The following is an 11644-nucleotide window of genomic DNA, read 5'->3' on the forward strand; positions in this document are numbered from 1 at the left end:
TTTTTGTGTTGTTTCGCAAATGGGATTTGTCAATGTTTCAACTTTATACCGGTAATCGTCTAGAGGACTTAGCGACGCTACTGGCTAAAGCCTTAGCGCTTTCCCCTCCTAGTAATCCTTTTGATAATGAATACATATTGGTACAAACACCTGGTATGGCCCAATGGCTCAAGATGTTTGTGGCCCAGTCTCATAGTATTGCAGCAGGGCTGGATTTTCCTTTGCCTTCTAGTTTTGTGTGGCGAACATTTTCGCAAACCCTAGAAGACATACCCTCCCAAAGTGAGTTCAACAAGCCGTTTATGGTGTGGCGATTAATGCGTTTGCTTAATGCTAGGCTTGGGCAAGAGGAATTTGCACCGCTGCGTTGGTACTTGGCCAATGACGATAGCCAAATGCGCCGCTTTCAACTGTGCAGTGCCATCGCAGATATATATGATCAGTATTTAGTTTATCGCCCAGATTGGATTCAGGCTTGGGAGTCAGGGCAAGTTGATGACCCGCGCTTGCAAGCCTTGTTTGAACAACAACCCTGGCAAGCGATCTTATGGCAAGATTTAGTGGCCGATGTGAGCGAGCGGGGTGGTTCTCTTTATCATAGAGGGAACTTGATCGAGGCCTTGCAAGAGGCAACTCGTTCTAAATCTAAACCTGCGGCATTGCCGGAACGTATTTTTATTTTTGGCGTGTCTTCATTGCCTCCAAACACCCTTGAATCCCTTCGAGTATTAGCCAGTTCAGGGTGGATAGATGTGCATTTGTTCTTACAAAACCCTTGTCGTTTTTATTGGGGGGATGTGGTCGACAAGCATTATCTTGGACGAATCATAAAACGACAATCTGAGAAACCGGGTTTAGATATTGATAAGTTGCATTTAGATGCCAACCCACTGTTAGCAAGTTGGGGGCGATTGGGTAGAGACTACATTTGCCAGCTACAAGAAGTGGCAGACAGTGAAGTAGAAGTGTTTGATGACTATTGTAACCAAGGCTCTGAAAATTCGCTCTTGAGTACGATTCAGCAAGATGTACTGTCACTTGAAAATCATGGTAGCAATGAAGAGCGAACGGCTCATTTAGCAGATGCTAGCTATCGTCACGTTATCAGAAATCATGATCAAAGCCTGCGTTTGCACATTTGTCATAGCCCACTGCGTGAAGTGGAAGTATTACATGATCAACTATTAGATTTATTTCATTCTAAGGCAGATCTTACCCCTAAAGATGTGATTGTTATGCTTCCTGATGTGAACGCTTATAGCCCGTTTATCCGAGCGGTTTTTTCACAAGCGCAAGGTAATAAACACATTCCTTTTGCATTGATTGATCAATCTGGTGGCATGGAAGATCCGCTAGTCGATGCCTATTTATATCTAATGGCGATGGCCGAGAGTCGCTTTTCACTGTCTGAGCTCATTAGTGTACTTGAAGTGCCAGCGGTATTGGCTCGGTTCGAACTTACCCCAGATGAGCTTGAGCGAATCCGGCAGTGGTCCGTGGAAGTCGGTATCCGCTGGGGGCTGTCCGAACAAACCGCTAAGCTGCACGAACTTCCTGCTCAACATGCCCATACTTGGCTTAATGGTATGCGCCGTATGCTACTTGGCTATGCAATGGGGCACGATTATATTTGGCAAGACACGCTAAGCTACGGTGATGTAGAAGGATTAGACGCCAGTATTGCAGGAAAACTGGCCCAGTTTTTAGCTCAAATTGAGAAGACTCAAAAACATCTATTGCAGCAACAGGTGCCGAGTGATTGGCTCAAGACACTCCATGAGCTTGCTAAAACCTTCTTTGATCAACAATTGGCAGATGGCTTTTTAACCTTACTCAAAGATCAACTAGAGGTGCTTGCTCAGCAATGGGGACAAGCTTATTTTGATGACCCAATAGAGCACTCGGTAGTTCGCCAAATGCTGGCTCCTATGTTGCAAGAAAGCCAAGGTAGCCAGCGTTTTTTAGCGGGCAAAGTCAATTTCTGTAGTCTAATGCCCATGCGCTCTGTTCCCTTTAAAGTGATTTGCGTGCTTGGGTTAAATGAAGGCGATTACCCTCGTAATGTTATGCCGATGGGATTTGATCTCATGGTGGGCGATTACCGTAGTGGCGATCGTAGTCGCCGAGAGGATGACAAATACCTTTTCCTTGAAGCGCTTATGTCGGCTCGAGAATGCTTTTACTTGAGTTACGTTGGGAAAAACATTCAAGACAATGGCGAAAAGAATCCCTCTATTCTAGTGAATGAGCTGCTTGAATATGCATCGCAAAGTTGCGTATTTGAAAAACACGCAAACTTGCCGCCAGAGCAAGCCCAACAAGCATTATTACAGGCAATCACTGTAGAGCACCCATTGCAGCCATTTAATAGAGCTTACTATGATGGCATTAGGCAAAGCCGACTGTTTAGTTTCAACGAACAGTGGTTGCCCGTTTTAAATGAGCGAGGCGAAAAAGAGTCTCAGCCAAATATAGAACCCTTACCTTCTTTGGAGCAATCAATAGAAAGTTTGTCGTTGGAAGAACTAGCGCGCTTTTTAAGGCATCCTGCACGTTACTTCGCCCAACATAGGTTTAAAGCCTTTTTTACTCGTTATGAAGAAGAGGAGCAAGAAGACGAGCCTTTTGCGATAGACGGCTTGTCGGCTTTTCATTTATCGAACAATCTTTTAAGCGCAATGCTAGATAAGAACGAAGACGTTTTTTTACAGCGGTTAGCGTTACAAGGGGACTTGCCCTACGGTGCTTTTGGGCGCTTAGAGCTTGAAGCCAATAAAAAGGTGGCGAAGGCGTTAGTATCCGCTCTTGAGTCTTTTATGTTTGAAACACTGGACCCCATTGAAGTAAACCTTGAAATTGAAGGGGTACACTTGCAGTCTTGGTTAGAGCTGCCTAGTAAGGTCAACAGAGTCTCTTACCGAGTGGGGCGCGTGACTCAAAACCAACTTTTAGAGCTGTGGATTGAACACTTAGCCTTGTGTGCTCAAGGCACCCCTAAGAACCATTACATCGTTAATCTTGATCCCAAGACTTTCAAGCTAGATGAACGCCAGTTTGTCATTATTTCCGAGCAAGAGGCAAGAAAGCTGTTGGCTAACATGCTTCACATGTACCGCGCTGGTCGGGATATGCCAATTCCGTTGCCATGTGATTCAGCACAAGTGTGGTGTGATCATTTTGCCAAAGGGGCCGAAGAAGACGAAGAAACCACAGCATGGGAAGAAGCGTTAAATCACTATAAAACGCCTAAGTTTAATAAAGCTTGTGAAGCAGAAGACCCCTTCTGGCAACGCTTCTTTCCTAACTTGGAAGACTATCAAGATACGTTTGAGACTTGGTGTCAGCTTATTTGGAGACCATTGTTCCAGCACTTGGAGAAAGTCGATGACAAATGACATGGACGATAAATTAACATCGGTATTGCTTGATGCCCAAACTTTTCCTCTCTTTGGTAAGCGCTTAATAGAGGCCAGTGCTGGCACAGGCAAAACCTATACTATTGCTAACCTTTATTTGCGTTTGCTGGTGCCAACTAGGGCAACTGGAGATATAGACAAGCCGCTCACGGTTGACCAAATTCTCGTCGTAACCTTTACCGAAGCAGCAACAGCAGAGCTAAAAGCCCGTATTAGACAACGTATACGCGTGGCTCGTAAGGCTTTAATGCAAGCAATAACAGAAGATGATTTCTTAGCGAATTGGATGGCTCAAATGGATGAGCGAGATAAAGCCCAAGCCATTGAAAAACTTTTGTATGCAGAAAAACAAATGGATGAAGCGGCTATTTTCACCATTCATGGTTTTTGCCAGCGTATGTTAAGCCAAAACGCTTTTGAAAGTAGAATGTTGTTTCAGCAAACCATTGAAACGGATGAAATGCTGCCCTTAACAATGGCCGTAAAAGATGTCTGGCGCTGTGAATTTTATCCATTAAATGACCTACAGGCTGAGTTTATTAAGCCGATTTGGGTATCCCCTGATGCATTGTTAAGAGATTTGTATCTGTTTAACCAGCAGCCAGATGCCAAGGTGGTAAGGAAAGACCTAGACTGGAAAGCCGAATTAGAAAAGGCCAGCAAACAAGTGCAAGCGGTAAAATCGGCTTGGCTCAGCGACCAGCACGACATTGTTGAAGCGTTAAATCAAAGTGGCATTAAACGTAATTTTTGGCCAAATAACTACGAAAAACATATTGCTGAAATGACTCAGTGGGCGCAATCGGACAAACCCGGATTGGTGGCGGCGCTTACTAAATTTGACGCCAGTGAACATACTACTCGGCTGCGTAAGGGTGGTGCGTCACCCAACCACGATTTTTTCTTAAAAGTGCAACGACTCAAAGAAGCGTTTCCCACACCAGGCGTATTAAAAGCGGTTTTGTTGGTGCAAGTATGGCAGCAAGTACAAGAACGTATGCAGCGTTGGAAGCGCAGTACCCAGTCTTTAACTTTTACAGACCTTCTTACTTCCCTAGATGTGGCGTTAAAACAGGATCAAGACGGTCAGTTGGCACAACGTATTCGCCAGCTTTACCCTGTTGCCATGATAGATGAGTTTCAGGATACCGATGCCGTTCAGTATCGTATCTTCTCCACTGTGTATGCTCCAGCGACAGCCCAGCAAAAAGCCTTCGGCTTGATTATGATTGGCGACCCCAAACAAGCCATTTATGCCTTTCGCGGGGCGGATATATATACTTATCTGGCGGCAAAGCAAGATGTGGATAGCCTTTATTCGTTGGCGACGAACTATCGCTCCTCAGCGAATATGATTCGCGCTGTGAATAATTTATTTGCAGGCCAGGCCGAGCCTTTTCGAGTCACAGGTATCCCTTTTGTTAAGGTGCAGGATAGAGGTATTGCAGGCGGCTTCCAGCGCCACCAAGAAACACAAGCAGCCATGCAGTTTTTGTATGCAGACAGTGTAGAGCCCGTGACGAGCAAGGATTACCGCCAACAAATGGCTCAACACTGTGGGGCTCATCTGCACCAATTACTACTGGATGGACAACAGCAACTTGCCGAAATCGACGGTCAAGGTGTGCGGCCAAAAGACATTGCCATCCTAGTGACTAACTTTCAGCAAGCCAGTTTGATTAAAGATGTACTGCGCGAGCGAGGCATTGCCAGTGTGTATCTGAGTGATAAAGGCTCAGTTTTCGCCACCGCAGAAGCCGCCGAACTGCTTATTGTTTTGCAGGCTATCTTAGCTCATGGTGAAGAAGCCAGTTTACGCACTGCGTTAGCGACTAAGCTCTTGGATTGGAGTCTAGTTGAGTTGGATACTCTAAATCACGATGATCTGGTTTATGAATACTGGGTACAAGCGTTCCAAGGGTATTTCACATTATGGGAGCAACAAGGTTTACTGCCGATGCTACGTGCTTTTATGCAAGATGTGCAGTTAGCGCCTAAAATGCTCCGCCATACCAATGGTCAACGCCGCTTAACAGACTTTTTACACCTGTGTGAAAAGCTACAGCAAAAATCACTTGAGTTGGAGTCAAAAGAAGGGGTTGTACGTTACTTAAAACTCTCTATACAAACCCCTAACGGTGACAGTGATGATCAAAAAATTCGTTTAGAAACCGATGCAGAGCTGGTTCGGATTGTCACTGTGCACAAAAGTAAGGGATTAGAGTATCCCATCGTGTATTTGCCTTTTCCTCTTGAAGTTAGAAAGTCAAAAGCGGATTTTGCCTTGTATCATGACGCTGAAAAAGCATTGTTGATTTCCCCAGACCCGACAGACGAAGAACTAGAGGCTCACAAGGAAGAAGCGTTTGCTTCTGATATTCGTTTGTCCTATGTGGCATTAACTCGTTCCAAAGAGGCTTGTTATATTGGCATGATGGAAGTGGGCAGTAAGGCGACCAAATCAAGAGGCGCGATTTCTGAAGTGCATGCCAGTGGGTTGGGTTCTCTAGTGGCAGAAGGAGAAACACTGGAATTTGGTGATTTAAAAGCCAGTTTGCAGCGCTTATCTCAGCACGGGCAAGAAGGTGAAATTGAGCTTGTTCTTATGCCAGAACAGGCGCCAGATTTACCAAGATTTAAAATGCAAAAAGAGGCTGAAGTTGAGGCGGCGGCTAGAGCTTTCAATGGAAAAATAGAACGTGATTGGTGGCTAGGCAGTTACTCGTCTTTGGTTGTTGAGAGTCATGAAAACGATCAAGCTAGGCCAGGGAATGATGAAGCTTTAGTGTTAGGAAATGAGGCAAGCTCTGCGGATGAAGAAACGTCAGAGCAAGCCGGAGTAGAACATGAAGACCGTTTTCATTTTCCTAAAGGGGCTGCCCCAGGCACTTTCTTGCACGACACATTAGAAGGCAAAGCCTTAGACCTACCCCCAGAAGAAAACAGCTTTAAAGAGCTTCTAAAAGCACAACATCAGGTCAAATTAAGCGAATATTACCAGCAGCAAGGTTTTGCAGAATGGCAATCTGTATTAAATGAGTGGTTGCCAGATATGCTCACAACAGAATTAATGCCCAGCATGAGTTTAGTGGATCTCTCGCCTGCAGCTTGTCGAAAAGAGTTGGAGTTCTTTATACCGGTAGCCAGCATGAATGCATTGCAACTGGACAGTATTGCACGCCGCTATGACAAGGTGTCTAAATACGCACCGAAGATTGAAGAGCGTGCTCTAAAAGGCATGTTAAAAGGCTTTATTGATTTATTATTTGAGTGGCAGGGGAAATATTATGTGCTGGACTATAAGTCGAATTTTTTAGGTCATCAATTTGGCGACTATCAAACGGAATCCTTAGCCCAAGCGATCGCAGAGCATAGGTACGACTTGCAATATCAGCTGTATACCTTGGCATTGCACCGGTTATTAAAACAACGACTACCGGATTATGACTACGATAAACACATCGGTGGTGTTTTCTATTTGTTCTTAAGAGGCATGACCCAAGGAGAGTCTAGTGGTATTTTCCAGACTCGTTTAAGTCGGCAACATGTTGAAGCTTTAGACGAGCTGTTCAGCGGCAAAGAAACCCCAGCAGCAGAAGAGGTGGTGCAGTATGGACTTTTCTAAGCAAGAAAACGCGCTGGTGATGATGAACCCTGAGGCTAAGGCGGAGTTGAGTTTTACAGAACACGGGCTCTCTGCTTGGCAAGAATTAGGCATATTACGCGCCATTGATCAGCAATGGATAGAACAACTTGCAGCCCATTGCCAAGAAAAAAGTGCGAGTGTGTTAGTGGCAGGAGCCTTATTGAGCCGAGCCTTAGGAGATGGGCATATTTGTTTGGATTTAGAACAGGTCTGGCGTTCTGGAGCGGAGTATCTACCCGCTCAAACATTACAACAAGTCTTGCGTGCTTCAGGGGTCAATGGTGTGTCCCAGTGGCAAGCTGAACTCACGAATAGCTCTTTAGTAAGCAGTAGTGGGGCACTTTTAGAAACGCCTATGGTGTTAGCGGATTCACGTTTGTACCTATTTCGCTATTACAGTTACGAACAAATCGTTCTGAATTATCTGACCAACAAATTAAGCGCTCCCTCTTATCCTGTAGACAAAGCGGCACTGCAAATGCTGTTTGATGGGCCTTCTGAGACAGGAGTTGACTGGCAAAAGGTAGCGGTGGCAAATGCTGCTAGCTTGGCGTTTTCTGTCATCAGTGGCGGGCCAGGTACCGGGAAAACGACCACGGTAACCAAACTGTTGGCGTTATTGGTGATGCAGGCCCAACAACCCATTCGTATCGCTTTAGCGGCTCCTACAGGCAAAGCGGCAGCGCGACTAACAGAGTCGATAACACAAGCTAAAGCCAAACTTAAGGTGAGTGATCAAGTTAAAGCTATGATCCCAGAGCAAGCCAGCACCTTGCATAGGTTGCTTGGCAGTCGCTTTGGGCGTAGCCGATTTATACACGATCATAATAACCCTTTACATATTGATGTGCTGTTAGTCGATGAGGTTTCTATGGTGGACCTGCCAATGATGGCAAAGCTGATTGCTGCGTTACCACCTCATGGTCGTTTGATCTTTTTGGGAGACAAGGACCAGCTCGCCTCGGTAGAGGCAGGCAGTATTCTTGGCGACATTACCCATGGCATAGACACTAGTTACTATGGGCCTGAATGGGCGAACTTTTTGGAAACCTTGAGTGGAGAAGGAGTCGCACAGTTTGCTAACCCCCATGCGCCAAGCATCAGCCGTTTGCTTACCTTACTAAGAGTGAGTTACCGATTTGCTTCTGACAGTGGTATTGGCCAGTTAGCGAAAGCGATGAACCAAGGGGACGTGCAAGGCGTTATGGTCTCATTATCAAGTGGTGCTAAAGACGTTACATGGCAGCCTGTAAAAGAGGATCAAACAAAAGCCAATATCGCAGAGTTAGCAAAGGGCTATGACGACTATTGGAATGTAGTGCGCGCCTTGGCTTCTGTAGAAGAGTGTCATCAGGCTTTTGCCGAATACCAAATTCTCACTGCCGTGCGCCAAGGTGAGTTTGGTGTGGAAAGAATTAATACTCAGCTAGAACAGCATTTTTATCAGCAAGGTAAAATTCAAGACTTGCATACCTGGTATCCGGGGAAAGCCGTGATGTTGACACGAAATGATAAAAACATTGGTCTGTTTAACGGTGATATAGGTTTGTGTTTCGCAGATGACCAGCAACGTTTGAGAGTTTGGTTTCAAATGTCAGATGGCACATATCAAGGGCTATTACCAAGTCGCTTGAGCGCCTATGAAACAGTGTTCGCGATGACAGTGCATAAATCTCAAGGTTCTGAGTTTTCCAAAGTGGCCCTAGTTTTGCCAAATCAACCTTCAGCGGTATTAACAAAAGAGTTGATTTACACCGGGGTGACCCGAGCGAAACATCACTTTACCTTGTGGGGCCGTCAAGACATTATTCAGCAAGCCTGCCAAAACCGCGTGCAAAGGTCGTCTGGCTTGGCACAAGTCCTTTGGCCTAATGGTGCTTGATTAATCTATAAACATCACCATATAAGAAAGTTAACGCTGTTATTACAGGGTTTTTATTGTGTCGTTTTAAAGTGTAAATGAAGGTGTTGAATCGATACTGACTGGCATTTTTTTATGTTAGTGTAGGCACACCATTTCATTGTGTAATAAGTAGGAAAAGAGAAGTACAAATGGCGAAAGAGATCGTTCTAACCGGTATCACTACATCAGGCACTCCGCATTTGGGGAACTATGCTGGCGCAATTCGCCCAGCAATTGAAGCAAGTCAGCAAGCTGATGCTGAATCTTTCTTCTTTATGGCAGACTATCATGCCCTTATTAAATGTCAGGACCCTGAGCGAGTTAAACAGTCCCGTTTGGAGATCGCTGCAACCTGGCTAGCTTGTGGCTTAGATACGGACAAAACGACTTTTTACCGTCAATCAGACATTCCAGAAATTACCGAATTAAGCTGGCTGCTTACCTGTGTCACCGCAAAAGGTTTAATGAACCGTGCCCACGCTTATAAAGGGGCGGTAGATGACAATACTGCGAACCAACAAGATTCTGATTTTGGCATTACCATGGGGCTATTTTGTTACCCCGTATTAATGGCTGCAGATATTTTGGCATTTAATGCTCAGAAGGTGCCAGTTGGCCGTGACCAAATTCAGCACATTGAAATGGCGCGAGATATCGCGGGTCGTTTTAACCATTTGTATGGTGAGCATTTTGTACTGCCTGAAGCCGTAGTCGGCGACGAAGGCTCTATCTTGAAAGGGCTTGACGGCCGCAAAATGAGTAAAAGTTACAACAATACGATTCCATTGTTTGAAACTGAGAAGAAACTTCAAAAAGGCATTAACAAGATTAAGACAAACCTGTTAGAGCCTGGTGAGCCAAAAGACCCTAACGACTCAACCGTGTTTGATATTTACAAGGCGTTTGCTAGCGCTGAGCAAACAGAAGAAATGCGTCAAAAATTCTTAGACGGTATTGCTTGGGGTGAAGCTAAAAAGGAACTATTTGCCTTAATTAACGGTCAATTGGCAGAGCCTAGAGAGAAATATCATGCTCTCATGGCTAATCCAGCTTATGTTGAAGAGATATTACAAGCTGGTGCTGTGAAAGCTCGTGCGCATACTCGCGAATTTATTGGCAAACTGCGTGAAGCGGTTGGCCTTGTGAATTTTTAATCATCGGAGAGAAACTGTGAAAACAAACGTATTTGCCCTAATGATGGCATTTTTCCTAGCACTTGGTGCGGGTGGCTATAGTGCAGAAATACATGCCAAGAAGTTTGGTGGTGGCAAAAGCTTTGGTAAAAGCTTTTCTATTGCAAAACCAAAAAGTGCCAGCCCAACATCCAATAAAGCAACCAACAGTGCGACTAACGGCACAACCAAGAAAAGCGGTTTACTTGGCGGCTTAGGCGGAGGACTACTAGGTGGTCTTTTGGCTGGTGGCTTGTTTGCTGCCTTACTAGGTAGTGGCGCATTCGACGGAATTTCTTTTGGTGATATTCTATTATTCGCTTTGATTGGCTTCTTGATTTATAAGTTCTTCTTGGCACCGAAACGCCGTGCTGCTCAAGCTCAAGCGGGCACTCAAGGCATGTTCCGTGAAATGCCTGAATCCACTAGAGATCAAGTGCAAGCGTCACCAATGGCCGGTATGTCTGGTTTTGGTGGACAGCCTGAGATCCAACTACCTCCAGGTTTTAACGAGCAAGCTTTTGTGGCTGAAGCGAAAAACCACTATGTGACATTGCAAAAAGCATGGGACGACAACAACTTCGATGAAATACTCGATTACGTAAGCCCTGAACTATACAACATGCTAGTAAAAGAACGCGCTTCATACGGCGACAACAAACCACGTACTGAAGTGGTTTCGCTAATGGCTGAGTTGGTTCGTGGTGAGTTTGTTGGTTCAACAGCTTCTATTTCTTTGCAATTCTCTGGTTGGATTAAAGAAGGTGATCAAACCTCTGAAACGAACGAAGTCTGGCACCTTGAGAAAAGCATGTCAGAGCCGAATGCTAACTGGATCATTGTAGGTATTCAGCAAGACCTGAATTAACTTTTTAATTAAGCTCGCATCCCCATCTTGATTTCACTACTATAATGAAGATGGGGAATTAATTGAGCAACCTCTCTAAGGTGGATACAGGCTATGTCTGAATTAGCGACGATAAATGAATCAAGCAAGGCAGTTGCTGAAAGTAAGAAAGGCGAATTGCTACAATATTTAACCTTTAAGCTGATCGATGAAACCTACGGTATCAACGTGATGCAAATTAAAGAAGTACTAAGATACAGTGAAATCGCCCCTGTTCCTGGTGCGCCTTCATACGTTTTAGGAATTGTGAATCTGCGCGGTAATGTGGTGACTGTAGTGGATACTAGAGTGCGCTTTAGTTTACCTGAGTGCACTATCTCGGACGATACCCGTATTATCATTGTTGAACATGATGGAGAACAGATTGGTTTGTTGGTCGATGCTGTTCAAGAAGTTTTCTACCTGTATCAAGGCGAAATAGAGCAAAGTCCAAGTGTGGGTAATGATGAAGCCTTAATGTTCATTCAAGGGGTTTACCAAAAAGAAGACGAACTGGTTATCTTGCTGGAACTTAATCGAATGTTTGAACCAAATGAGGTCCTTGGTTTAGAAGCCATGTAACCTTGTAGCGAATCAAAAAAAAAGCGCCTAACTATTATA

6 protein-coding genes are annotated in these 11644 nt (G+C 44.8%); all 6 read left to right on the top strand.

Going from position 1 to position 11644, the window contains the following annotated elements:
- Window positions 1-32: 32 nt before the first annotated feature.
- The 6 genes from recC to ACYVGZ_RS07195 all read left to right on the top strand — a co-directional run bounded on the left by recC (window position 33) and on the right by ACYVGZ_RS07195 (window position 11605).
- A complete protein-coding gene (gene recC, locus ACYVGZ_RS07170) occupies window positions 33-3395 on the top strand; it encodes an exodeoxyribonuclease V subunit gamma (RefSeq protein WP_460753233.1) in 3363 nt (1120 codons plus the stop codon).
- A complete protein-coding gene (gene recB, locus ACYVGZ_RS07175; RefSeq protein ID WP_460753236.1) occupies window positions 3385-7041 on the top strand; it encodes an exodeoxyribonuclease V subunit beta in 3657 nt (1218 codons plus the stop codon). Before recC ends, recB begins: the two co-directional genes overlap by 11 nt.
- A complete protein-coding gene (recD, locus tag ACYVGZ_RS07180) occupies window positions 7028-8944 on the top strand; it encodes an exodeoxyribonuclease V subunit alpha (RefSeq protein ID WP_460753239.1) in 1917 nt (638 codons plus the stop codon). The genes recB and recD overlap by 14 nt, the downstream gene beginning before the upstream one ends.
- A gap of 170 nt (window positions 8945-9114) precedes the next feature.
- Window positions 9115-10119 carry a tryptophan--tRNA ligase gene (locus ACYVGZ_RS07185; protein WP_460753243.1) on the top strand — a complete coding sequence of 335 codons (1005 nt, stop codon included), beginning with the start codon at window positions 9115-9117 and terminating at the stop codon, window positions 10117-10119.
- Between the two features lie 16 nt (window positions 10120-10135).
- Entirely contained in the window at window positions 10136-11005 is an 870-nt protein-coding gene (locus ACYVGZ_RS07190) for a Tim44 domain-containing protein (RefSeq protein WP_460753246.1), read from the top strand.
- 93 nt (window positions 11006-11098) lie between these two features.
- Window positions 11099-11605: a chemotaxis protein CheW gene (locus ACYVGZ_RS07195; protein ID WP_460753249.1), complete on the top strand. Its 507-nt coding sequence runs from the start codon at window positions 11099-11101 to the stop codon at window positions 11603-11605.
- The last annotated feature ends 39 nt before the right edge of the window (window positions 11606-11644 follow it).

The sequence above is a fragment of the Marinomonas epiphytica genome (assembly GCF_054780655.1).